The sequence below is a fragment of the Citrobacter sp. R56 genome, assembly GCF_016811995.1.
Lineage (GTDB): Bacteria > Pseudomonadota > Gammaproteobacteria > Enterobacterales > Enterobacteriaceae > Citrobacter_D > Citrobacter_D enshiensis.
This window is the reverse complement of record NZ_CP069159.1, coordinates 2,062,370-2,087,806: the sequence shown is the minus strand read 5'-3', so window position 1 is coordinate 2,087,806 and position 25,437 is coordinate 2,062,370. Positions and strand designations below refer to the sequence as shown.

The 25,437-nt window shown below is 52.4% G+C and carries 18 protein-coding genes, 2 tRNA genes and 2 other RNA genes; 11 read left to right on the top strand and 11 right to left on the bottom strand.

Annotated elements, in window-relative coordinates:
* Positions 1 to 445 precede the first annotated feature (445 nt).
* Positions 446 to 1,093, bottom strand: a complete 648-nt coding sequence (locus JM656_RS09995) for a YchE family NAAT transporter (RefSeq protein WP_203361005.1) — start codon at positions 1,091 to 1,093, stop codon at positions 446 to 448.
* Positions 1,094 to 1,570: 477 nt separating this feature from the next.
* Between JM656_RS09995 and adhE the strand changes: the two genes are divergently transcribed.
* Positions 1,571 to 4,249 carry a bifunctional acetaldehyde-CoA/alcohol dehydrogenase gene (adhE, locus tag JM656_RS09990; RefSeq protein WP_203361004.1) on the top strand — a complete coding sequence of 893 codons (2,679 nt, stop codon included), beginning with the start codon at positions 1,571 to 1,573 and terminating at the stop codon, positions 4,247 to 4,249.
* Between the two features lie 243 nt (positions 4,250 to 4,492).
* Here the strand turns inward: adhE and tdk are convergent, their stop codons facing one another.
* Positions 4,493 to 5,110, bottom strand: coding sequence for a thymidine kinase (tdk, locus tag JM656_RS09985; RefSeq protein WP_203361003.1), 618 nt, complete (start codon positions 5,108 to 5,110; stop codon positions 4,493 to 4,495).
* A gap of 860 nt (positions 5,111 to 5,970) precedes the next feature.
* On the opposite strand from tdk, the gene hns reads away from it, so the two are divergent.
* On the top strand, positions 5,971 to 6,384 hold the full coding sequence (gene hns, locus JM656_RS09980; RefSeq protein ID WP_192612418.1) for a histone-like nucleoid-structuring protein H-NS: 414 nt from the start codon (positions 5,971 to 5,973) through the stop codon (positions 6,382 to 6,384).
* 136 nt (positions 6,385 to 6,520) lie between these two features.
* Here the strand turns inward: hns and galU are convergent, their stop codons facing one another.
* The 3 genes from galU to rssA all read right to left on the bottom strand — a co-directional run bounded on the left by galU (position 6,521) and on the right by rssA (position 9,640).
* Positions 6,521 to 7,429: a UTP--glucose-1-phosphate uridylyltransferase GalU gene (galU, locus tag JM656_RS09975; protein WP_203361002.1), complete on the bottom strand. Its 909-nt coding sequence runs from the start codon at positions 7,427 to 7,429 to the stop codon at positions 6,521 to 6,523.
* Positions 7,430 to 7,630: 201 nt separating this feature from the next.
* Positions 7,631 to 8,644: a two-component system response regulator RssB gene (gene rssB / locus JM656_RS09970; protein WP_203361001.1), complete on the bottom strand. Its 1,014-nt coding sequence runs from the start codon at positions 8,642 to 8,644 to the stop codon at positions 7,631 to 7,633.
* Positions 8,645 to 8,734: 90 nt separating this feature from the next.
* Positions 8,735 to 9,640 (bottom strand): patatin-like phospholipase RssA, encoded by a 906-nt coding sequence (gene rssA, locus JM656_RS09965; protein WP_203361268.1) that lies wholly within the window; start codon positions 9,638 to 9,640, stop codon positions 8,735 to 8,737.
* A 112-nt stretch (positions 9,641 to 9,752) separates the two neighbouring features.
* Between rssA and JM656_RS09960 the strand changes: the two genes are divergently transcribed.
* From JM656_RS09960 to JM656_RS09935, 6 genes are all read left to right on the top strand, one after another.
* Positions 9,753 to 10,208, top strand: a complete 456-nt coding sequence (locus tag JM656_RS09960; protein WP_203361267.1) for a YchJ family protein — start codon at positions 9,753 to 9,755, stop codon at positions 10,206 to 10,208.
* Between the two features lie 53 nt (positions 10,209 to 10,261).
* On the top strand, positions 10,262 to 11,104 hold the full coding sequence (purU, locus tag JM656_RS09955) for a formyltetrahydrofolate deformylase (protein ID WP_203361000.1): 843 nt from the start codon (positions 10,262 to 10,264) through the stop codon (positions 11,102 to 11,104).
* Positions 11,105 to 11,261: 157 nt separating this feature from the next.
* Positions 11,262 to 11,346 (top strand) — tRNA-Tyr (locus JM656_RS09950).
* A gap of 26 nt (positions 11,347 to 11,372) precedes the next feature.
* Positions 11,373 to 11,457: transfer RNA gene (locus JM656_RS09945), tRNA-Tyr, on the top strand.
* Between the two features lie 41 nt (positions 11,458 to 11,498).
* A non-coding RNA gene (locus tag JM656_RS09940) (RtT sRNA) lies at positions 11,499 to 11,629 on the top strand.
* Positions 11,630 to 11,670: 41 nt separating this feature from the next.
* A non-coding RNA gene (locus JM656_RS09935) (RtT sRNA) lies at positions 11,671 to 11,801 on the top strand.
* A gap of 181 nt (positions 11,802 to 11,982) precedes the next feature.
* Here JM656_RS09935 and narI read toward each other — a convergent pair.
* From narI to JM656_RS09910, 5 genes are all read right to left on the bottom strand, one after another.
* Positions 11,983 to 12,660, bottom strand: coding sequence for a respiratory nitrate reductase subunit gamma (gene narI, locus JM656_RS09930; RefSeq protein WP_203360999.1), 678 nt, complete (start codon positions 12,658 to 12,660; stop codon positions 11,983 to 11,985).
* On the bottom strand, positions 12,660 to 13,370 hold the full coding sequence (gene narJ / locus JM656_RS09925; protein ID WP_203360998.1) for a nitrate reductase molybdenum cofactor assembly chaperone: 711 nt from the start codon (positions 13,368 to 13,370) through the stop codon (positions 12,660 to 12,662). Before narJ ends, narI begins: the two co-directional genes overlap by 1 nt.
* Positions 13,367 to 14,902 (bottom strand): nitrate reductase subunit beta, encoded by a 1,536-nt coding sequence (gene narH / locus JM656_RS09920; protein ID WP_192612424.1) that lies wholly within the window; start codon positions 14,900 to 14,902, stop codon positions 13,367 to 13,369. The genes narJ and narH overlap by 4 nt, the downstream gene beginning before the upstream one ends.
* A complete protein-coding gene (locus JM656_RS09915; protein ID WP_203360997.1) occupies positions 14,899 to 18,642 on the bottom strand; it encodes a nitrate reductase subunit alpha in 3,744 nt (1,247 codons plus the stop codon). The genes narH and JM656_RS09915 overlap by 4 nt, the downstream gene beginning before the upstream one ends.
* A gap of 391 nt (positions 18,643 to 19,033) precedes the next feature.
* On the bottom strand, positions 19,034 to 20,425 hold the full coding sequence (locus tag JM656_RS09910; protein ID WP_203360996.1) for a NarK family nitrate/nitrite MFS transporter: 1,392 nt from the start codon (positions 20,423 to 20,425) through the stop codon (positions 19,034 to 19,036).
* A 353-nt stretch (positions 20,426 to 20,778) separates the two neighbouring features.
* On the opposite strand from JM656_RS09910, the gene narX reads away from it, so the two are divergent.
* Entirely contained in the window at positions 20,779 to 22,575 is a 1,797-nt protein-coding gene (gene narX / locus JM656_RS09905; protein WP_203360995.1) for a nitrate/nitrite two-component system sensor histidine kinase NarX, read from the top strand.
* The gene (narL, locus tag JM656_RS09900) at positions 22,568 to 23,218 is read left to right on the top strand and encodes a two-component system response regulator NarL (RefSeq protein WP_203360994.1); all 651 of its coding nucleotides are present in this window, start codon (positions 22,568 to 22,570) and stop codon (positions 23,216 to 23,218) included. Before narX ends, narL begins: the two co-directional genes overlap by 8 nt.
* Here the strand turns inward: narL and JM656_RS09895 are convergent, their stop codons facing one another.
* Positions 23,219 to 24,625, bottom strand: coding sequence for a YchO/YchP family invasin (locus JM656_RS09895; protein ID WP_203360993.1), 1,407 nt, complete (start codon positions 24,623 to 24,625; stop codon positions 23,219 to 23,221). It lies immediately after the preceding gene.
* 213 nt (positions 24,626 to 24,838) lie between these two features.
* On the opposite strand from JM656_RS09895, the gene JM656_RS09890 reads away from it, so the two are divergent.
* Positions 24,839 to 25,192, top strand: coding sequence for a DsrE/DsrF/TusD sulfur relay family protein (locus JM656_RS09890; RefSeq protein WP_203360992.1), 354 nt, complete (start codon positions 24,839 to 24,841; stop codon positions 25,190 to 25,192).
* Positions 25,193 to 25,437 lie beyond the last annotated feature (245 nt).

The window sequence follows — 25,437 nt, the reverse complement described above, 5'->3', positions numbered from 1 at the left end:
AACTATTTCTCTTTTGTAGAAAAAACATGCCAGCCTGAAGACATCATTTGAGAGAATAACTTCCATAAAAAATCACTCTCATCAATAGGTTATTGTAAACACACCACCTTCGACCATCCCAGGCATCGGGCAGATGTTAAGATACACATAAATTTAACAATTGGTCATTCTTTAGCACATTCATCTGATGTGGCGCTGAAATAACTAATAACATTTCAATAATCCTTCATCAAGCCCCTTAGTATGATGTTAATAAAATAACAGCGAGACGCGAGACGTTAAGACATAAAGATTGAATAAAATCCTGCTAAATCAACAGGGAACCAAATTAAAAAGACCGTTGTGTTGATTCCTTTTTCGCATTAATTTTTAACGTGAGTGAGCGCTTTTACTGATGACGAAAAAAAACGGAGCCAATATTGACTCCGTCTATATGAAAGGAGGGTTAGCTGAGGAGGCCAGGGAAAATGGCTTTAAGCCCTGTCACGATGAACTCAATGCCCAACGCCATCAGCAACAGGCCCATGATACGGGTAATGACGTTAATGCCGGTTTGCCCAAGCAACCGCACCAGCCACGGCGCCATACGGAATAAGCCCCAGCAACACAGCGCAAAAACAGCGATAGCAATGAAAAAACCCACCAGGTGCATAATGCTGTTATATCGCGTACCCCAGACTATCGTCGAACTGATAGCACCCGGCCCTGCCATTAAGGGCAGCGCCAGCGGCACAACACCGATATTTTCACGTATCGCGGTTTCTGATTTTTCCTGCGTGTTCTGCTTATCTTCACCCAGTTTCCCGCTGATCATCGACATTGCAATCGTGACAACCAGAATCCCACCCGCGATCCTGAACGAGTCAATCGAAATCCCGAAGAGTTGCAAAATGCCGTCACCCAGAAAGAGTGAAGTCCACAAAATAATGGCGACCGACAAGTTGGCGGTCAGGTTTGTCTTGTTGCGCGCCGCCGCCGTTTGGTAGCTGGTCATACTGATAAAGACAGGAATAATCCCAATCGGGTTAACCAGCGCAAATAACCCGATGAAAAATTTAAAGTAAACAGGAAAGTCAAATAACGTTTGGATCACGGTTAGCTCCGAAGCGTTAGCCGTATGAAGTTAGTCGTCAATAATGGTAAAAACCGCGCTGAAGATACGCCTTTTAGCAGCATACTTCACCTCAAATCTGCGTTATCCCTCTATATTCTCCACTGTTATTAATATGTATGGATTATGCTAATGTAACCTTCATTCACCACAACAATTCACCAACAGGTAATGCGAACTGCTAAAAGGGCATGCTGAAAGGTGTCAGCTTTGCATAAATTTGACCCAGATCACGTAATAACTACTCAGAAGTGAGTAATCTGGCTTCCGCCACCTGGAAGTAATGCGCTAGAATCAGTTAACGCTAACGCATAAGCTCTTTTAGTAAATCAGAGCAAAATGGACGTTAAGTAACCGTTTGATTTTCAGACTTTTATACAAACTTTCGTCGATCTGTCTATACTCTCGTATCGAGCAGATGATTTACTAAAAAAGTTTAACATTATCAGGAGAGCATTTATGGCTGTTACTAATGTCGCTGAACTTAACGCACTCGTAGAGCGCGTAAAAAAAGCCCAGCGTGAATATGCCAGTTTCACTCAAGAACAGGTTGACAAAATCTTCCGCGCCGCCGCTCTGGCCGCTGCAGATGCTCGAATCCCCCTCGCTAAAATGGCCGTTGCCGAATCCGGCATGGGTATCATCGAAGATAAAGTGATTAAAAACCACTTCGCTTCTGAATACATCTATAACGCCTACAAAGATGAAAAGACCTGTGGTGTGCTGGATGAAGACCACACCTTCGGGACAATCACCATTGCTGAACCGATTGGTATCATCTGTGGTATCGTTCCGACCACTAACCCGACGTCTACCGCGATCTTCAAATCTCTGATCAGCCTGAAGACCCGTAACGCCATCATCTTCTCTCCGCACCCGCGTGCTAAAGATGCAACGAACAAAGCTGCCGACATCGTTCTGCAGGCTGCTATCGCTGCCGGGGCACCGAAAGATCTGATCGGCTGGATCGATCAACCTTCCGTAGAACTGTCAAACGCGTTGATGCACCACCCGGACATCAACCTGATCCTTGCTACCGGTGGTCCGGGCATGGTTAAGGCTGCGTACAGCTCTGGTAAACCGGCTATCGGTGTAGGCGCAGGCAACACGCCAGTTGTTATTGACGAAACGGCGGATATCAAACGTGCGGTAGCTTCCGTGCTGATGTCTAAAACCTTCGATAACGGCGTAATTTGTGCTTCTGAACAGTCTGTTGTTGTTGTTGATTCCGTATACGATGCCGTTCGTGAACGTTTCGCCAGCCACGGCGGCTACATGCTGCAGGGCAAAGAGCTGAAAGCCGTTCAGGACATCATCCTGAAAAATGGCGCGCTGAACGCAGCGATTGTTGGTCAGCCGGCGTACAAAATCGCTGAACTGGCTGGCTTCACCGTACCAGAAACCACCAAGATTCTGATCGGCGAAGTGAAAGTGGTTGACGAAAGCGAGCCGTTTGCTCACGAGAAACTGTCACCTACGCTTGCGATGTACCGCGCTAAAGATTTTGAAGACGCCGTGCTTAAGGCAGAGAAGCTGGTCGCCATGGGCGGTATCGGTCACACCTCTTGCCTGTACACCGACCAGGACAACCAGCAGGATCGCGTCAACCACTTCGGTCAGATGATGAAAACTGCACGTATCCTGATCAACACCCCGGCTTCTCAGGGTGGTATCGGTGACCTGTACAACTTCAAACTCGCACCTTCCCTGACTCTGGGTTGTGGTTCCTGGGGTGGTAACTCCATCTCTGAAAACGTTGGTCCGAAGCACCTGATCAACAAGAAAACCGTTGCTAAGCGAGCTGAAAACATGTTGTGGCACAAACTTCCGAAATCTATCTACTTCCGTCGTGGCTCACTGCCAATCGCACTGGATGAAGTGATTACCGATGGTCACAAACGCGCGCTGATCGTAACTGACCGCTTCCTGTTCAACAACGGTTACGCTGACCAGATCACCTCTGTTCTGAAAGCCGCTGGCGTTGAAACTGAAGTGTTCTTTGAAGTTGAAGCTGACCCGACGCTGAGCGTAGTTCGTAAAGGCGCAGAGCTGGCTAACTCCTTCAAACCAGACGTGATCATCGCGCTGGGTGGCGGTTCCCCGATGGACGCCGCGAAAATCATGTGGGTCATGTACGAGCATCCGGAAACTCACTTCGAAGAACTGGCGCTGCGCTTTATGGATATCCGTAAACGTATCTACAAGTTCCCGAAAATGGGCGTGAAAGCGAAGATGGTTGCGGTCACCACCACGTCCGGTACCGGTTCTGAAGTTACCCCGTTTGCGGTTGTAACCGACGACGCTACTGGTCAGAAATATCCGCTGGCTGACTATGCGCTGACGCCGGACATGGCGATTGTTGACGCCAACCTGGTTATGGAGATGCCTAAGTCTCTGTGTGCCTTCGGTGGTCTGGATGCGGTAACTCACGCACTGGAAGCTTACGTTTCTGTACTGGCATCTGAGTTCTCTGACGGTCAGGCTCTGCAAGCGCTGAAACTGCTGAAAGATAACCTGCCGGCGTCCTACAATGAAGGGTCTAAAAACCCGGTAGCACGTGAGCGTGTACACAGTGCAGCGACTATCGCCGGTATCGCGTTTGCTAACGCCTTCCTGGGCGTATGTCACTCCATGGCGCATAAACTGGGTTCTCAGTTCCACATTCCTCACGGTCTGGCGAACGCCCTGCTGATCTGTAACGTTATTCGTTACAACGCAAACGACAACCCGACCAAACAGACGGCATTCAGCCAGTACGACCGTCCGCAAGCTCGTCGTCGTTATGCTGAAATCGCCGATCACCTGGGTCTGAGTGCTCCAGGCGACCGTACCGCAGCGAAAATTGAAAAACTGCTGGCATGGCTGGAAAGCCTGAAAGCGGAACTGGGTATTCCTAAGTCCATCCGTGAAGCGGGCGTACAGGAAGCTGACTTCCTGGCAAACGTAGACAAACTGTCTGAAGATGCGTTCGATGACCAGTGTACTGGCGCTAACCCGCGTTACCCGCTGATCTCTGAACTGAAACAGATTCTGATGGATACCTTCTACGGTCGTGAATTCAGCGAAGGTGAAACTGCAGCGAAGAAAGACGTTGCTGCCGCACCAAAAGCTGACAAAAAAGCGAAAAAATCTGCTTAATTTACTCACGTAAATATCAGCAAATACATTAAACGGTCCCTCTGGGGCCGTTTTTTTATTTCGTTTTTTACTGTTAGCCCGATGCACAATGGGTATGAAGGCAGATACCCTCATATACGAGCATTGCGCGGGATCTTACAGGGGAACGTCAGGGAACAACGAGAGAAGAGGTTTCAGGGCAGAAGTGGTTTGTGATAGCCAACAACCTACCCTGTTTGTTTCATCGCGTACAGGGAGCCTGTATTAGTCGTATCGATGCTTTTCCTGAATAGACGTCAAAGACCCTACCTCAAGCGCTTCTTTGTAATGCTTACGACACACGGAAACGTAGCGTTCATTGCCGCCGATAACAACCTGTTCACCTTCATTATAAGGTCTGCCAGCCTGATCAAGGCGTAAAACCATGCTCGCTTTACGGCCACAAAAACAGATGGTTTTTAATTCCACCAGTTTGTCCGACCAGGCAAGCAGGTATTGGCTACCGCCGAACAGCTCACCACGAAAATCAGTACGTAATCCATAACACAGAACAGGAATATCAAGTTGGTCAACGACCTCTGATAATTCGTAGACCTGCTGGCGGGTCAGAAACTGACACTCATCAACCAGTACGCAGTGTATTGGCTGTTGTGCGTTATCCGCACGAATCTCTTCAAACAATGATGAATTCTGGTTAAACAACTTAGCGGGTGAGGACAGCCCAATACGTGAGCTGACTTTTCCGGCACCATAGCGGTCATCAATTTCCGCCGTATACACGACGGTGCGCATCCCTCGTTCCTGATAATTGTATGAAGATTGCAGCAATGCAGTCGACTTACCCGCATTCATTGCCGAATAGTAGAAATATAGCTGTGCCATTAGCCGCAGGCCCTCACCTGAGAGAAATAAAAATCCGGGGGATTCTATCATAATTTTCGCGCCTGTCGGCTTCAGGAATTGTATACACGCCTGACGTCACAGTCTTGTTCGGATGACTGCCCACATTCATTACAGGCACGCACAGATATTGTTCTCAAGCGACTTTCCGTGTTTCTGACATGTTGTTTGTGAATAAATTGAAGTATATATAAGCGCTAACAAACACCACCCGATGATATACCCGCCATACTTAAGGTTGCCTGTTTGTCAGCAATACCTCACAGCCGGGTTCCCTTCTCGCTGCTCAACTTGACGATGCCAGTATCTCCAGGGATGAATGAGTAACAAGACGCCGCGCATCCGGGCCAACCTCTGATTGTTAAGATTCATTCTGCCGAATTTGACGCACATCGCTGACTTCCTGTACCCCGAATTATTTAGGTTGTACGCCATCTTCGCAATTTGTGCTTTAGACATTCATCAACTTTACTTAACATCCGCTTCATTATCTAAACCCTGTACTTATTGTTACTGTTCCTCATATCTACCCCAAAGTAATAGGTGAATTCGGTAAGCAAAACTAATACAAAAGGTTGAAATTACTGCAATGCGATACTATTCCAACACGATAAAATGTGACTCTAATCGCTGAAGTTTAGCACCCTGCCCGGAGTAACATCGCAACCAATAAGCTCTTTTTTGTGCGTCCCTTCAAGAAAAATTTAAGTTCGGATATTTAAAGACTGTCGTAAATAAAGAGCAATTTTGAATTCCTTACATTACTGGCTATTGCACATCTGAATTTATCGCTCTATTATTAGCTCAACAAACCACCCCAATATAAGTTTGAGATTACAAAAATGAGCGAAGCACTTAAAATTCTGAACAACATCCGTACTCTTCGTGCGCAGGCAAGAGAATGTACCCTTGAGACGCTTGAAGAAATGCTGGAGAAATTAGAAGTTGTTGTTAACGAGCGCCGTGAAGAAGAAAGCGCTGCCGCTGCTGAAGTTGAAGAGCGTACCCGTAAACTGCAACAGTATCGTGAAATGCTGATCGCTGACGGTATTGACCCGAACGAACTGCTGAATAGCATGGCTGCTGTTAAAACTGGCACCAAAGCTAAGCGTGCTGCTCGTCCTGCTAAATATAGCTATGTTGACGAGAACGGTGAAACTAAAACCTGGACTGGCCAGGGTCGTACACCGGCAGTGATCAAAAAAGCAATGGAAGAACAAGGTAAACAACTGGACGATTTCCTGATTCAGGAATAATTCATCACCTGTTTGCTTAAAATCCCGCCAATGGCGGGATTTTTTTTAGGGGTACTTTACCCGTCGTCATCTTACTGGCGAAAAAAAACGGCGCTGAGTGTTCAGCGCCGTTTTGTCAGGATTTATACCGTCTGGCTTACTTCTTAATACCCATTTCTTCTTCAAGCCATGCTTTAAATTCAGCACCAAGAGTATTATGGCGAATGCCATATTCAACGAACGCCTGCATGTAACCTAATTTATTACCGCAGTCATGGCTTTTGCCTTTCAAATGGTAAGCTTCAACCGTCTCTTTTTCGATCAGCATATCAATCGCGTCGGTCAGCTGAATTTCATCCCCGGCACCTGGAGGCGTTTTCGCCAGCAGTGGCCAAATATCAGCGCTCAGGACATAACGTCCCACAACGGCCAGATTGGACGGCGCAACGTCCGCTTTCGGTTTTTCAACGACACCGACCATTGGCACGCTCTCGCCCGGCGCTAACTCTACGCCCTTGCAATCGACCACGCCGTATGCGGTAACGTCAGCAACGGGTTCTACCATGATCTGGCTGCTACCGGTTTCGTCATAGCGACGAATCATTTCAGCCAGGTTATCCTGGGACAAATCAGATTCAAACTCATCGAGAATCACGTCCGGCAGAATGACCGCGACAGGTTCATCGCCAACGACCGGATGCGCGCACAATACGGCATGACCCAAACCTTTCGCCAGCCCCTGACGGACCTGCATAATGGTCACATGCGGCGGGCAAATAGATTGCACTTCTTCCAGCAACTGACGCTTAACGCGTTTTTCCAGCATCGCTTCCAGCTCAAAACTGGTATCGAAATGGTTTTCAATTGAATTTTTGGAAGAGTGGGTTACCAGCACAATTTCAGTGATGCCAGCGGCAATACATTCGTTTACGACATACTGAATTAATGGCTTATCAACCAGCGGCAACATCTCTTTCGGGATGGCTTTCGTCGCCGGCAACATCCTGGTTCCTAAACCCGCAACCGGGATAACGGCTTTTCTGACTTTCGTATTAAGGGCAGCCATTTAAATTCTCCTGGACTGTTCATGTATTGAACGTGTTCATCAATCTGTATCGCATCCGAGTATATCAGTCGTGGAACAAACCCCAACTCCGAAAAGGACGCGCGTTCGTATAATTAAGATAAATTCGCAAAAATCTGGCGCTGATAGTAGCACCCGAAGAGTAAAGCAGGTATGTCAATTTCAGCCCGCCTTCTCGTTTGCTCATTCCGCAGACAACATAAGGCGAAGCCGTCCTCCTGCCCCCCAAATTTGACACTGCCAGGATTCACAGCGCTGGCTTAATTGGTTTAGATAAGTATTACCTAACGTCCCTAGCGGAACGCCATTACTGATCTGTATCTGATGCGTTGGTGTATTTAACGTTGCGTTCAGCCCTGCAGAAACCAGTGTCAGATTTTTAAGCCCACAATGGTAATAACCGACTAATAGCGGAAACTGTCCCGGTAAATTGGCTTGCCGCAGCAGATGATTAACTTGTTTCAGCAGTGTACCTAATTCGGGTAAGCGATGATCCTGATGCGCCAGCTGTTCTTGTAACAGACCATTAAATAACGCCCGCAGCAGTAATGCCGCCAAAACGCCATTATCGCCCGCACGAGTAACATCAAGACAATAAAAGGCAAGGTCACTGTCAGATAACGGCGCAATATCGAGCACCAGACCAGGTTGGTCGGCGGCAACGAGTTGGCGATAATTTACCCGACAATGAGAAATAACCTGCTGAACCGGCGGCTGTAGTTCCTGCAGTAATTTTGCCGCCGCCGGTGGATTATCGACCAGAGCATCCCAGTCGCGAAACAGCCGCTCCTCTTCTTCAACCCTGGAATTAAACATATTGGGATAAAGGCAGGCGAAAACGGCTTGCTTGAGACGGTTAAGATCTTTCACTGGCTTAAGCAACACGTCCTCAACCCCCAGACGTAGCGCTTTAGCAATGTCAGCCATATTTTCGGTCGCGGAAATAACCAGAATCGGCGTCTGGTCGCCACGGTTACGCATATGCTCAACCAGTTTGAGCCCATTCATTCTCGGCATGGCGATGTCGCAAATCATCAGGTCGGGGGTGAACGTACTGAGTAACTCAAGTGCATCCAGACCGTCTGCGGCTACCGCTGTCGTCGCTCCCAATGAGGAAAACCAGGAATCGAGAAGCGAGCGAAAAACAGGCTCGTCTTCAACAATAAGAATCTGTTTTCCGACCAATGGCTGCGTCATGTTCTCTCCCCTGACTGGCTTTAATCAATAGTGGCATGCTATTGCCACTCGTGCCTGTCAGATTTTGCTTAAGTGTTCGTAAAAGGTGTGTCAAACGTCTGTACGCACCAAGGGTAAAAGCTCATCCATCTTTTTCTCGACCGCCAACTGCCCTGCCGCAATGGCGGCACTGGCACGGTGGAAGTCCAGTGTGGAGATCTGCGGACAAAACGGCTGGATCAGAATATCCGGCGGGTCGCCCGCCATTCGGTTGCGCTTAAGTCTGTTTTCCAGCACCTGAATAGAGGTTGTCATGATCTCCATAGCCGTTGGCGCGCTTTCGACGCGTCGGGAGGTCATGTTGCTCAGGCGCTCTTTCAAACGTGCATGCCAGGAAAGCGTATCCTCGCTGTCATCAGCGTCATTGCTGACATTAAAAGAGAGAAGGTCTTGCTGCATGAGGTGCGCATCGTGCTGAAGGTCGACGGCAATAACAATGTCGGCCCCCATCGCGCGGGTCAGAGAAACAGGAACAGGGTTAACCACCGCGCCATCGACCAGCCAGTAACCATTATGGGCCACCGGGGCCATCAGGCCAGGCATACTGCAGGAGGCGCGCACAGCCAGGTGCAAATCGCCCTCGGTAAACCACAACTCCCGCCCGGTGCTGAGATTGGTTGCGACGGTGCCAAAACGGCGAGTACAGTGCTCGAAATCGTCGGCGGGCATGATCTCGCGGTATTGATTGAATACGCGTTCACCCCGCAAAAGTCCGCCTCTGCGCCAGGAGAGATCCATCAGGCGTAGCACATCCCAGTAGCCGAATGAGCAAACCCACTGCTCAAGCGCGGTCAATTTATTACAGGCATAAGCGGCGCCAACAAGCGACCCAATGGAGCATCCCGCCACAATATCGATATCAATGCCCATGTGCTTTAGCGCCTTGATAACACCGATATGGGACCACCCTCGTGCTGCGCCGGAACCTAGCGCCAACCCTATTTTAATTTTTCTCATTGTCACGAAAGACTTCCCATGGCTTCAAGACGTGGCAACATCGCCACGGCTCAGTTAACATAGTGCTACCCAGGCGTTTGTACGCCGTTTTTTTTATTCCAGGGAGATGATTGTGTCTCAGCTTTGTCCCTGCGGCAGCGATGTCGAGTATAGCCTATGTTGCCGCCCTGTTGTGTCTGGCGAGCAAGTTGCACTCGATCCGTCACAACTCATGCGTTCTCGCTACTGCGCTTTTGTGATGAAAGGCGCAGATTATTTAATCAGAACCTGGCATCCCTCATGTGGCGCGGCAGCGTTTCGCGACGATATCAGCGCCGGATTTGCCCACACAGAGTGGCTGGGTCTGACCGTTTTTGAACACAGTTACTCTGAAACGGACAATACCGGCTATGTCAGCTTTGTCGCCCGCTTTTCCGAGCAAGGAAAAACAGGTGCCATCATTGAGCGTTCTCGTTTCTTAAAAGAAAACGGCCAATGGTATTATATTGATGGTACGCGTCCTCAGTTTGGTCGAAATGATCCCTGCCCTTGCGGGTCAGGTAAAAAATTCAAAAAGTGCTGTGGTTAAACACATCCGACAGCAACGAAACAGCAAACACTCTCAACAGGATTTTCCCGGCAATGCATTCACTACAACGAAAAGTTTTGCGTACTATCTGCCCCGATCAGAAGGGCCTTATCGCGCGTATCACCAACATTTGTTACAAGCACGAATTAAACATTGTGCAAAACAATGAGTTTGTTGATCACCGTACCGGTCGCTTTTTCATGCGCACCGAACTGGAAGGCATTTTTAATGACTCCACGCTGCTCGCCGATTTGGACGGCGCCTTGCCGGAAGGTTCCGTTCGCGAACTGAATCTGGCCGGACGTCGCCGCGTTGTTATTCTGGTCACTAAGGAAGCACATTGTCTGGGCGATCTGTTAATGAAAGCCAACTATGGTGGGCTGGATGTTGAGATCGCCGCCGTCATTGGCAACCACGAAACGTTACGCTCACTGGTTGAACGTTTTGAGATCCCGTTTGAGCTGGTGAGCCATGAGGGATTAACTCGCGAAGAGCACGATCAGAAGATGGCGGATGCCATTGACGCGCATCAACCTGACTATGTGGTGCTGGCGAAGTATATGCGCGTTTTAACTCCTGAGTTTGTTTCACGTTTCCCGAATAAGATCATCAATATTCATCATTCGTTCCTGCCTGCCTTTATTGGCGCGCGTCCTTATCACCAGGCCTATGAGCGTGGCGTCAAAATCATCGGTGCAACCGCGCATTATGTGAATGACAACCTGGACGAAGGTCCCATCATCATGCAGGACGTGATTCATGTGGATCACACCTACACGGCAGAAGACATGATGCGCGCTGGCCGCGACGTTGAGAAGAACGTATTAAGCCGCGCACTGTATCAGGTGCTGGCTCAGCGCGTGTTTGTTTACGGTAACCGGACGATTATTCTTTAATCGACAGATAAATTAATTGGTTACCTTTACGGCTTAACGCGTAAAAATCAGGCAACCGGTTTATTTTTATCAACGGAATGCTTTACAGTGGCGCGTCATTTGATATGATGCGCCCCGCTTCCCCAAGGAAGCAGGCCAGTAACCAGCATTACCCCGTGGTGGGGTTCCCGAGCGGCCAAAGGGAGCAGACTGTAAATCTGCCGTCATCGACTTCGAAGGTTCGAATCCTTCCCCCACCACCATCTCAACGCTCAAGTATCATACCCCTGGCGGGGTTCCCGAGCGGCCAAAGGGAGCAGACTGTAAATCTGCCGTCATCGACTTCGAAGGTTCGAATCCTTCCCCCGCCACCATCTTCCAGAAAAAATCCAGACATCCATACTTACTCAATATTTCATATTCCCAATGGGGAAGGATGAGAAGCTTCGACTAAGGTTCGATTCGAGCGTAGCGAGAAAGCGTTGCCGCAGGCAACGACCCGAAGGGCGAAGCGCGCAGCGCTGAGTAATCCTTCCCCCGCCACCATCTTTCAGACAAAGTCCAGATATCCATACTTACGCAATATTTCATATTCCCACAGGGGAAGGATGAGAAGCTTCGACTAAGGTTCGATTCGAGCGCAGCGAGAAAGCGTTGCCGCAGGCAACGACCCGAAGGGCGAAGCGCGTAGCGCTGAGTAATCCTTCCCCCGCAACCATCACTTCCATATCGAACCCAGGCAGGCAACATCGCCTTTGCCCGGTGGCACTTCGTTTACCGGGCCTACAAGATCTCCATCACGTAGGTCGGATAAGCGTAGCGCCATCCGACAATTCAGGTAGCACCACCCCATAAAAAAACCCCGCCGAAGCAGGGTTTAGCCTTACATCACTCACCGATCAGCGACGCGCGCGAACAATCTGATATTTACGCGTCAGATACTCAACTGGCGCACTCCAGATGTGTACCAGACGTGAGAACGGGAACAGCAGGAACAGCGTCATCCCCAGCACCAGGTGCAGGCGGAAAATAAACGCCACGCCGTCCAGATGCGCTGACGCCCCGCCGTGGAAGGTCACCACAGACTGCGCCCAGCCGACCAGTTTCATCATCTCGCTACCGTCCATATGTTGAGCGGAGAACGGGATGGTCAACAGGCCCAACGCACACTGAATCACCAGCAGGGAGAGAATCAAGATATCGGCACCGGTGGTGGTCGCCCGCACGCGTGGGCTGAACAGACGGCGTTTGAGCAGCAGCACACCGCCAACCAGCGTCATCAGCCCCGCCGCACCGCCGCCAATCATCGCCATCTTCTGTTTCACTTCAATGGGCAGCCAGGCTTCATACATCCAGTGCGGCGTCAGCATGCCGAGGAAGTGACCGGCAAAAATGCCCAGGATCCCGAAGTGGAACAGGTTGGAGGCCATGTTCATGCCTTTGCGATCCAGCATCTGGCTGGACGCTGCACGCCAGGTGTACTGACCGTAGTCATACCGCAACCAACTGCCAACCAGGAACACCGACCCTGCAATGTACGGATAGATGTCAAAGAAGAACATATTAAGGAAGTGCATTAGTGCTGTCCTCCGGTGGTGATATTCAGATATTGCGGCGCAACGGCACCGGCAAAACGACGCTGGTGAGCGGAGATTTCAGATTCGCCACAGCCCTTATCGGCAAAGAATTTCACCTGTTCTTCTTCCCAGACCGCATCCAGCGCCTGCGGCGTATCGTCGCGAACTTCATCAGCAATTTTTTCGGCCACTTTGTCGCTGTCGATAGTCGTATTTGCCAGTTTCAGCAGCAGATCGAACAGCACCGCATAACGACTTTCACGCTGTTGCAGGCGTGCGCTCAGTAGTGCCAGAATCGGCGCGATATCCTGCAACCCGCCCAGCGCGTCGTGCTTCGGCAGCTGTGCCAGATACTCCAGATACAGCGGCAGATGGTCCGGCAACTCGCGACTGTCGAGTACCAGGCCGTGCTGCTCGTACTGATTCAGCAGATCAACCATTGCCTGGCCACGATCGCGAGATTCCCCATGCACATGTTCAAACAGCAACAGAGACGTGGCACGACCACGGTCGAACAGCTCGCTGTAGTTTGCCTGGACATCCAGCATATCCTGTGCGGTGATGTCTCGCAGGAAGACGCCCAGGGCCTGGGCATCCTCTTTATCCAGGTTTTCAGATGACGCGAGTGCATCGAAAAGTTCCTGCTGATGCTGCCAGAGGGCAGCATCCGGGTACTCGAGCAGACGCGAAACAATGACGAGTTCAATCATGAGTGCGGCTCCGTTTTGCGGGTCACATCGACAGCATCGATGCGGCGGCTGTTGAACAAGTTAAGTTTGGTGTCGGAACCGTGGCAACCGTCGCCGAAGGTAAAGCCACAACCGCTTTTCTCCGGGAACGCATCACGCGCCAGCTCACGATGACTGCTCGGCACCACAAAACGATCTTCGTAGTTGGCAATCGCCAGGTAACGGTACATCTCCTGGGCTTGCGCTTCGCTTAAGCCCACCTCTTCCAGCGCACGGGTGTCCACTTTGCCGTCAACGGTTTCCGCACGTTTATAGTGACGCATCGCCAGCATCCGTTTCAGCGCCAACAGCACCGGTTGGGTATCACCTGCGGTCAGCAGATTCGCCAGGTACTGAACTGGAATACGCAGACTGTCCACGTCCGGCAGAATACCGTTACTGCCCAGTTCACCGGCATCCGCCGCAGACTGAATCGGTGACAGAGGCGGCACGTACCAGACCATGGGCAGCGTGCGGTATTCCGGATGCAGCGGCAGCGCCAGCTTCCAGTCCATTGCCATTTTGTAGACCGGCGACTGCTGCGCCGCGTCAATCACGCTCAGCGGAATACCGTCTTTCAGCGCCTGTTCAATGACCGCCGGATCGTTCGGATCGAGGAACACGTCCAGTTGACGCTGATACAGATCTTTTTCGTTCTCGGTGCTGGCGGCGCTTTCGATGGCATCGGCGTCATACAGCAGTACGCCGAGGTAGCGGATACGGCCGACGCAGGTTTCCGAGCACACGGTCGGCTGACCGGCCTCGATACGCGGATAGCAGAAAATGCACTTCTCGGACTTACCGCTCTTCCAGTTGAAGTAGATCTTCTTGTACGGGCAACCGGTGATGCACATGCGCCAGCCGCGGCATTTGTCCTGATCGATCAGCACAATGCCATCTTCTTCACGCTTATAAATAGCGCCGCTCGGGCAGGTCGCCACGCACGCCGGGTTAAGGCAGTGCTCACACAGACGCGGCAGGTACATCATGAAGGTGTTTTCGAACTGACCGTACATCGCCTTCTGCATATTTTCGAAGTTCTGGTCTTTGGCGCGTTTTTCAAACTCGCCCCCCAGAATCTCTTCCCAGTTTGGCCCGCTGGTGATTTTGTCCATCCGCTTACCGGTAATCAGTGAGCGTGGACGCGCGATCGGCTGGTGTTTGCTTTCCGGCGCGGTATGCAGGTTCTGGTAGTCGTAGTCAAACGGCTCGTAGTAATCATCGATGCCCGGCAGATGCGGGTTCGCAAAGATTTTACCAAGCAACATCGCACGGTTACCCATGCGCGGCTGCAGCTTGCCGTTGATTTTACGGATCCAGCCGCCCTTCCATTTTTCCTGGTTTTCCCAGTCATTAGGGAAGCCGACGCCGGGTTTGCTTTCCACGTTGTTGAACCAGGCGTACTCCATGCCCTCACGGCTGGTCCAGACGTTTTTACAGGTGACTGAACAGGTGTGGCAGCCGATGCACTTATCGAGATTCAGCACCATGCCGACTTGTGAACGAATTTTCATTTTACGCTCTCCTGTACCTGGTCATTGCCTTCGCCATCCAACCAGTTAATGTTCTTCATCTTACGGACCACCACAAATTCATCGCGGTTTGAACCGACGGTGCCGTAGTAGTTAAAGCCGTAGGCCAGTTGCGCATAGCCGCCTATCATATGGGTTGGCTTCGGCGTAATACGGGTGACCGAGTTATGGATGCCGCCGCGCTGCTGAGTGATTTCTGAACCCGGCAGGTTCACGATACGTTCCTGCGCGTGGTACATCATTGTCATCCCGGCCGGTACGCGCTGACTTACCACCGCACGCGCGGTCAATGCGCCATTGCTGTTGAAGACTTCGATCCAGTCGTTATCTTCAATGCCCAAATCTTTGGCATCGGTTTCGCTCATCCACACAATCGGACCACCACGCGAGAGCGTCAGCATCAGCAGGTTGTCGCTGTAGGTGGAGTGGATCCCCCACTTCTGGTGCGGCGTCAGGAAGTTAAGCGCTTTCTCCGGGTTGCCGTTGGATTTCTCGCCCATCACGGCTTTCACCGAACGGGTGTCGATTGGTGGACGATAGACCAGCAAACTTTCACCGAAGTCGCGCATCCACTGGTGATCCTGATACAGCTGCTGGCGACCAGACAGCGTACGCCACGGGATCAGCTCATGAACGTTGGTGTAGCCAGCGTTATAAGAGACGTGTTCGTCTTCCAGACCAGACCACGTCGGGCTGGAGATGATCTTACGCGGCTGGGCCTGAATATCGCGGAAGCGGATTTTTTCCTCTTCTTTATTGGTCGCCAGGTGCGTGTGGTCGCGACCGGTAAACTCGCTGAGCGCCGCCCAGGCTTTCACGGCCACATGACCGTTGGTTTCCGGTGCCAGCGTCAGGATCATCTCTGCCGCATCAATCGCCGTGTTGAGCATCGGCTGGCCTTTCGCCGGGCCGTCTGCCTTGGTGTAATTGAGCTTACGCAACAGATCCATTTCGCTCTGGGTGTTCCAGGCAATCCCTTTACCGCCGTTACCGATTTTCTCCATCAGCGGGCCGATAGAAGTGAAACGTTCGTAGGTGGCCGGATAGTCACGTTCAACGGTCATGATGTGCGGCGCGGTTTTACCCGGAATCAGGTCGCATTCGCCTTTTTTCCAGTCCTTCACGTCCAGCGGCTGCGCGAGTTCGGCGGCCGAGTCGTGCTGAATTGGCAGCGTCACGACGTCGGTTTCTTTACCTAAATGGCCTACGCACACTTCCGAGAATTTCTTCGCGATGGCTTTGTAGATGTCCCAGTCGCTTTTTGACTCCCAGGCCGGGTCAACAGCGGCGGAGAGCGGATGAATAAACGGATGCATATCCGAGGTATTCATGTCGTCTTTTTCATACCAGGTGGCGGTCGGCAGCACGATGTCGGAATAGAGACAGGTGCTCGACAGACGGAAGTCCAGCGTCACCACCAAATCCAGTTTGCCGTCGAGACCGTTATCCTGCCATTCCACCTCTTCGGGTTTTACCCCCCCCTGCTGACCGAGATCTTTCCCCTGAATACCGTGCTCGGTACCCAGCAGATATTTGAGCATGTACTCGTGGCCCTTACCGGAAGACCCGAGCAGGTTAGAGCGCCAGATGAACAGGTTACGCGGATGGTTTTTGCCGTTTTCCGGCTGTTCGGCGGCAAAACGAATCGAACCTTCTTTCAGGGATTTAACGGTGTAATCCACCGGCGTCATCCCGGCTTTCTTCGCTTCTTCAGCGATAGTCAGCGGGTTAGTACCTAACTGTGGTGCGGACGGTAACCAGCCCATCCGTTCAGCGCGAACGTTAAAGTCGATCAGATGACCGCTGTAGCGGGATTTATCCGCCATCGGCGACAACAGCTCCTGCGCGGTGACCGTCTCATAGCGCCACTGGCTGGAGTGGTTATAGAAGTAAGACGTACTGTTCATGTGACGCGCCGGACGCTGCCAGTCGAGAGCAAATGCCAGCGGCTGCCAGCCGGTCTGCGGACGCAGTTTTTCCTGACCGACATAGTGCGCCCAACCACCGCCGCTCTGGCCGATACAGCCGCAGAACACCAGCATGTTAATCAGCCCGCGATAGTTCATATCGAGGTGATACCAGTGGTTCAGACCGGCACCGACGATAATCATCGAGCGGCCGTGCGTTTTGTCTGCGTTGTCGGCGAACTCACGGGCGATACGGGTGATCTGCGCACGCGGTACGCCGGTGATCTGTTCTGCCCACGCCGGGGTGTACGCTTTGATATCGTCGTAGCTGGTCGCGCAGTTTTCGTCGTTCAGGCCGCGTTCCAGACCGTAGTTGGCCATCGTCAGGTCATAAACGGTGGTGACCAGCGCGCTGGTGCCGTCCGCCAGTTGCAGGCGTTTTACCGGCAGTTTGTGCAGCAGAACATTTTCCAGTTCCACTTTATTGAAGTGCTCGGTACCCTCGCCGCCAAAGTACGGGAAGCCGACGTCGGCGATCTCGTCCTGGCTACCCAACAGGCTGAGCTGCAGTTCCGTTTCCTGGCCCGTCGTCCCGTCGCGTTGTTCGAGGTTCCATTTGCCTTTTTCGCCCCAGCGGAAACCGATAGAGCCGTTCGGTGCCACCATGTCGCCATTGTTATTGATGGCGACGGTTTTCCATTCCGGGTTATTTTCCTGACCGAGCGAATCCACCAGATCGGCGGCACGCAGCATACGACCCGCCGCGTAATAACCGTCACGCTGTTCCAGCATCACCAGCATTGGCATATCGGTGTAGCGACGGACGTAATCCGTGAAGTACTGGCTGGGGTTGTCGAGATGGAATTCGCGCAGCATCACGTGGCCCATTGCCAGCGCCATTGCCGCATCGGTCCCCTGCTTCGGTGCCAGCCACAGATCGCACAGTTTGGCGATTTCGGCGTAATCCGGCGTTACCGCAACGGTTTTCGTCCCTTTGTAACGAACTTCGGTGAAGAAGTGGGCGTCCGGGGTACGGGTCTGAGGAACGTTAGAACCCCAGGCGATGATATAGCTGGAGTTGTACCAGTCCGCCGATTCCGGTACGTCGGTCTGTTCGCCCCAGGTCTGCGGAGAGGCGGGCGGCAGATCGCAGTACCAGTCGTAGAAACTCAGGCAGGTACCACCAATCAGAGAGAGGTAACGTGCGCCAGACGCGTAAGAGACCATCGACATCGCCGGGATGGGCGAGAAGCCTGCCACGCGATCCGGACCGTAGGTTTTCACGGTATAGACGTTGGATGCCGCAATCAGCTCATTCACTTCCTGCCAGGAGGAGCGAACAAATCCACCGCGACCACGCGCTTGTTTGAAACTTTTGGCTTTATCGGCGTCTTCAATGATAGATGCCCATGCGTCAACCGGATCGCTGTGCAGTTTTTTCGCTTCACGCCACATCTTCATCAGGCGTTTACGCATCAGCGGATATTTAAGGCGGTTAGCGCTGTAGAGATACCAGGAGTAGCTCGCGCCGCGAGGACAGCCGCGCGGTTCGTGGTTTGGCATATCGGGACGGGTGCGCGGGTAGTCGGTTTGCTGGGTTTCCCAGGTCACCAGACCGTTTTTCACATAAATTTTCCAGCTGCATGAGCCGGTGCAGTTTACCCCGTGGGTTGAACGCACTACTTTGTCGTGCTGCCAACGTTGGCGGTATCCATCCTCCCAGTCCCGGTTGGTTTCGAGAAGCTGGCCGTGCCCATCGGCAAAGGTTTCGCCCTTCTGTTTGAAGTAGCGAAACCGGTCCAGGAATTTACTCATCGGTTCTCTCCTGTGGGAGCCTGACGGCTCTCTGATAAATCGACATTGCTTGATTAACAGCGAAGGTAACGCTCTGAAAGGGCGTCAGAATTGATAACGATCAAGGCGGGCGGGGTTGAAAATCAGAGTGAAATCAATGACCACCCCCAAAGTGGGATAACAAAATAAAGAGCAACCAATTGAAATTAAAGAAAATTATTGAACGCTAAAGATTATTGCAGGCAAGTTTCTTTACAGGTGGGTATTAAGGGGTATGCCCCTGCCAGACACAACGTATGATCATGCCGCTTCTCTGCTCCCATTGTTCAAACACATAAGTATGTTGTAACTAATTAAGGGCAAAAAAAAGCGCGGTCTAACGCCGCGCAAAGGATAATCAACTGCGAGTTTTTTATTTTTTAGAATGACGTCCGTATACCACCCAGGTGATGACCACGCAGGCGATATAGAAGATGAGGAACACTTTCATCGCACCGACGGGTGTGCCGGTTAGCGCCAGCGAAGTGCCAAATGCTTTCGGGATAAAGAAGCCGCCAATGGCGCCAATCGCCGAGATAAAGCCGAGCGCTGCCGCAGTATCGGTCGCCGCTTCACGCATCGCTTTCTCTTCCGTTCCCCCTTCGGCTTTGACACGATCCATCGTCAGCTTACGGAAAATAACGGAGATCATCTGGAAAGTTGACCCACTCCCGAGCCCGGCCGTCATGAACAACGCCAGGAACACAACGAAGAAGGCGATAAAACTGCCCCCGGTGCCGTTCGTCGGCAGGGTCAGGAACAGCAGCGCGCTAAAGAGGGCCATCAATACAAAGTTAACCAGCGTAACGCGCGTCCCGCCTAAACGATCGGAAATAGCGCCCCCTGCAGAACGCGCCAGAGCGCCAATAAACGGACCGAAGAAGGCATAATGCAGGATCTGCACGTCCGGGAATTGCGTTTTCGACAGCATGGCAAACCCGGCGGAAAAACCGATAAAGGAACCAAAAGTCGCCAGATACAGCAGACTCATAATCCACAGATGACCCCGTTTGAGTACCGGCAACTGCGCCTTGAGAGAGGCTTTTGAGGTCGCCAGTTCATTCATGCCGAACCAGGCAGCAAGGGTGAAAATGGCGAGGAACGGCACCCAAATCCACGCCGCATTCGCCAGATACAGCTGAGAGCCGTCCGGCTGTTCCACGCCGTGGCTGCCAAACACGGCAAAGATAGACAAGGAAACCACCAGCGGTGCAACCAGTTGCATCACACTGACGCCCATATTACCCAGCCCGCCGTTCAAACCCAGCGCGCCACCCTGCTTTTGCTTCGGAAAAAAGAAGCTGATGTTGGCCATACTGGACGCGAAGTTTGCCCCGGCAAAACCGCACAGCAGCGAAATCACAATGAACGTACTGAACGGCGTGGCGGTATCCTGTACCGCAAAACCTAACCACACACACGGGATAATTAGGATCCCGGTGCTGAACGCCGTCCAACGGCGACCGCCAAATAACGGAACCATAAAGGAGTATGGCACGCGCAATAACGCACCCGAAACGGAGGGTAATGCCGTTAACATAAAGAGCTGATCGGTGGTGAAGTTAAAGCCCACCTTCGGCAAATTTACCGCAACAGCACTGAACAACATCCATACACAAAACGCCAGCAGCAAGCAGGGAACGGAAATCCACAGGTTTCGACTGGCGATCCCCTGACCACGCTGTTCCCAGAATGCCGGATCTTCCGGTCGCCATTCGGTAATGACTGCGCCTGATGCCCCTTCCGGGGCGGATGAGTGACTCATAGACACCTCTGATACTCGATTCGATGTCTGCCACATTAGGGTTTACAGCCGAGGGTAAGTTGATATAAATCAAAGGAAAATGCGTCATTATCGCCGCCCAAAAATCATCATTACCCGAAGTGAGTAGGCTTTTTCGACAAAAAAGATGTGGTTTTTCACGGCACTGTCGGATCCTGGTTCTCACCCGCAAATCCCCCCACCATCTACGGCAATTAAGAGGTAACTCGTTGTGGGTATGGGTATACTCCAGGGGATAGCCGAGAATAACGCCACTGCCGCTGTATCCCGGCAACATCATCATTCATTAAGGCTTTCCACAGACAGGAAGCGAAGGCCCGAAGGACGCAGTCACCATGTTTAAACGTTGTCTCTCCCCGCTCACGCTGGTTAACCAGGTAGCGCTCATCGTCATGCTCTCCACCGCTATTGGCCTCGCCGGTATGGCGGTCTCTGGCTGGCTGGTTCAGGGGGTACAAGGCAGTGCTCACGCCATCAACAAAGCCGGGTCGCTACGCATGCAGAGTTATCGCCTGCTGGCGGCGGTGCCGCTGGATGCCAGCGATCAAAAATGGCTCGATGAGATGGACAAAACGGCATTCAGCCCCGAGTTAACCCGCGCGGCAGAACGTGACGGACAACAGGAGCGCCTTCAAGCACTACAGAATTACTGGCACAACGAGCTGTCGCCAGGATTACAAAAAGCGCAGAGCGCGCATGCCGTCGCGGAGGATGTCAGCCGCTTCGTCACCGGGCTGGATCAGCTGGTGACGGCCTTCGACCATACCACGGAAATGCGTATTGAACGCGTGGTCATGGTGCACCGGGTGATGGCTGTGTTTATGGCGCTGCTGCTGGTCTTCACGATTCTCTGGCTGCGCGCCCGTCTGCTCCAGCCGTGGAAACAGTTACTGTCGATGGCCCGCGCCGTCAGTCAGCGCGATTTTACCCAACGCGCCCACATTAGCGGTCGCAATGAGATGGCCGCGCTGGGAACCGCCCTTAACAATATGTCGGAAGAGCTGGCCGAAAGTTATGCGGTGCTGGAGCAGAGAGTCCAAGAGAAAACAGCCGGTCTGGAGCATAAAAACCAGATCCTCTCCTTCTTGTGGCAGGCTAACCGCCGTCTGCATTCACAGGCGCCGCTGTGCGAGCGGCTGTCGCCTGTCCTCAATGGTTTGCAAAATTTAACGCTGCTGCACGATATTGAGCTGCGCGTTTATGACTTCGAAGATGAAGACAATCATCAGGAATTCACCTGTCAGTCTGACATCAGTTGTGACGATAAGGGCTGTCATCTCTGCCCTCGCGGCGTCCTTCCGGGCATTGAAGGGGGTACCCCCCTGAAATGGCGACTGACCGACGCCCATACCCAGTACGGAATTCTGCTGGCCACGTTGCCGCAGGGTCGCCATCTGAGTCACGATCAACAGCAACTGGTCGATACGCTGGTCGAGCAACTCACCGCCACGCTGGCGCTGGACAGACACCAGGAGCGCCAGCAGCAATTGATTGTGATGGAAGAGCGTGCCACCATTGCCCGCGAATTGCATGATTCGATTGCACAATCGCTCTCCTGCATGAAAATGCAGGTCAGTTGTCTGCAGATGCAGGGGGAAACATTGCCAGAGAGCAGTCGTGAGCTGCTCAGCCAGATCCGCAACGAGCTGAATGCCTCGTGGGCGCAGTTACGTGAGCTGTTAACCACCTTCCGTTTACAGCTGACGGAAGCCGGGCTTCGGCCCGCACTGGAGTCCAGCTGCCAGGAGTACAGCGCCCGGTTTGGCTTTACGGTCAAGCTTGATTACCAGTTGCCGCCCCGGCTGGTGCCTTCACATCAGGCCATTCACCTGTTGCAAATTGCCCGCGAAGCGCTCAGCAACGCCCTCAAACATTCACAGGCGGACGAGGTGGTGGTGACGGTGGAGCAAAATGGCAATCAGGTTAAACTGACCGTCCGGGATAACGGCTGCGGCGTACCGGAAAATGCAGAACGCAGTAATCACTATGGCATGATTATTATGCGCGATCGCGCCCAAAGTTTGCGCGGCGATTGTCGTGTACGCCGCCGTGAGACTGGCGGTACAGAAGTTTCTGTCATCTTTATTCCCGAAACACACTTCAAAGAAGTTCAAGGAGATACCCATGAATAATCAGGAACCTGCAACCATTCTGTTGATCGACGATCATCCGATGCTGCGTACTGGTGTAAAGCAGCTTGTCAGTATGGCGCCCGATATTAGCGTGGTGGGCGAAGCCAGCAATGGCGAACAGGGTATCGAACTGGCGGAATCACTCGACCCCGATCTGATCCTGCTTGACCTGAATATGCCGGGGATGAACGGGCTGGAGACACTCGACAAACTGCGTGAAAAAGCGCTTTCCGGGCGGATCGTGGTGTTTAGCGTTTCCAACCATGAAGAAGATGTCGTGACGGCGCTGAAACGCGGTGCGGACGGTTATCTGCTGAAAGACATGGAGCCGGAAGATCTGTTAAAAGCCCTGCAACAAGCGGCGGCAGGCGAAATGGTGCTAAGCGAAGCCCTGACCCCCGTGCTGGCGGCCAGCCTGCGCGCCAATCGCGCAACGTCCGACCGTGACGTATCCCAACTGACGCCACGTGAACGCGATATTCTGAAACTGATCGCCCAGGGTTTGCCAAACAAGATGATTGCCCGTCGCCTCGACATTACCGAAAGTACGGTAAAAGTGCATGTGAAGCATATGTTGAAGAAGATGAAACTGAAATCTCGCGTTGAAGCCGCCGTATGGGTGCATCAGGAACGTATTTTCTGATTACTCCTCCGGGAGCAGTTGCCAGCGAGGGTCATTCTCCGGCATTGCCATAAACGGCTCGGTCAGTGATAGCGTGACCTCATTGGAAGAGACGCGCTGGCCCTGCTCGTCCTCGATGACCACCGACAACCGCCAGCGGTTTGTCGCCCCTTCGCGACTGTCCCAGGCAGGCATAATGATGGTCCAGCCCTCTGTGCTGTCGGCACTGGCGCCCGCCGTCAGGCTCAGCGCATGCGTGTCTCCCTGCCACGTCACATGCCGAATCCCGTGCAGGCTGCGCACCTGCAGTTTGAGCGGCACCGTTTCGCCCGACTGAAGATCCCAGGGCGGCGTCGCCAGGAACACGGTCAACGTTTTGCGCTGCCGGTACTCCATCGTCGGCAGATTATTACGCTGCGGCGTATCATAACGGCTTCCACGCAGAGATTTACTCTCTGCCACTTCGCTGGCCGCCAGTTGTTTTTTGAGCGGTACGCCAAAGCGATAGTTGAGGTTCAGTCCAAGATTATTTTGACTCACCCCACTTTCACCCTGTTTATGCTGTGCCGTCACGGTCACCAACGGCACAGGTGTGTAATTTAATCCCAGTTTTACCGCCACCGGATTATGAAAACCCGTACCGGAATCGAAGAGATCCACACTGTCGCCAAAGTATTGTTCGACGCTAACGCTGGTGTTGAGATACTGATAAAACGGCATGCGCATTTGCGCCGTAATATCGTATCCCGGTGCCATACGCTGTTCGACGGTCGGTGTATCCTCGCGCCAGGAGGCAAAGGGTTGATAGTAGTTGGCAGAAAGCCGCAGATTTTCTCCCCATGCTTCTGCCCCGACGCCGGCACGCTGCAAATTCTCATCCAACAGATTGTCGTAAAACGTGTTATACCCCAGTAACCAGCCATCGTGCGCCCAGCGCTGTCCGATACCGACATTGCTGACCAGCCCATCATCCTGTTGGGTGAATCCCAGTTGGCTCCAGGTGAGATAACGCGCGTTATCCTGCCAGGGGATAAACCAGCTGCCGCGGCTACCGTTGAATTTCCCCTCGTTGTCTATTTGCATATCCACACTGGCATTACCCCACGGCGAAAGCCAGGTTTCCAGCTGATGATTCACCTCTTCGCTGACCACATCGCGTACCTGTCCGAGCGCGAACTGACGTGCCTGTTCGCCCGTGTCCAGACCGTTATCCGTCATGCTGGCTTCGCCAAACGCTTTGACCACCTCGGCGAAATGCTTTTCTCCGTCACCGGATTCTGCCGCCATGCCTAAATCAGGCAGGCCATCATGATTGTTGTCAAAGGGGTTTTCCGCCTGCTGGATATACGAAGACTGGGCGCTGGCAATACCGCCTGCCAGCAGCAAGAGTAACGGGAGGGGGAGTAAACGAAAAACAATACGGCTCAAATCGTCAGCGGCTTCTTACATCAGTGAATTCAGACGTTACAACGTTAAAAGATACCTGCTCAACGTCCATTTTGCAGCTTTTTCTCACGCTTTCAGGAATATCCTTACGCTTTACCGGGGTGGTAATTCTCCCAGACTTTCATTGGTAATGCTCCGCTTGCGCGGTAACATACCTAAAGGAAGATTAGCTCATCCCGGAAAACAGGAGTCAAAATGCAAAAGATAGTGATCGTCGCCAACGGCGCGGCTTACGGCAGTGAGTCGTTATTCAACAGTTTGCGTCTGGCCATCGCACTGCGCGAACAGGCCGGCGACCTGGATCTGCGTCTGTTTCTGATGTCTGATGCGGTGACGGCGGGCCTGCGTGGGCAAAAACCTGCCGAAGGCTACAACATTCAGCAAATGCTGGAGATCCTGACCGCCCAGAACGTACCGGTGAAATTATGTAAGACCTGCACCGACGGCCGCGGGATCACCGCCCTGCCACTCATTGATGGCGTGGAAGTCGGCACGCTTGTCGAACTGGCGCAGTGGACGCTGGCAGCCGATAAAGTGCTCACTTTCTGAGGTTAATCGCTGGAATGACCTGCTTATTTCAGCGAACTTTTCATTGCCCGAACTTGCCTGCCAGTGGTCGTCGACAGGCAAGCTCGCTGAAAATGTACGGCATTTTCGAATTTAATCTTATACAGACATCTATTCCCCAAAAGTTATCACGCCTCTGAAACGTTTCTGAGAAATTTTATCAGTTTTGTTGAATCGTCATGCCATTTTTTGATCAAAATCAGCATCCGCAACCCTCCCCTTTGGTG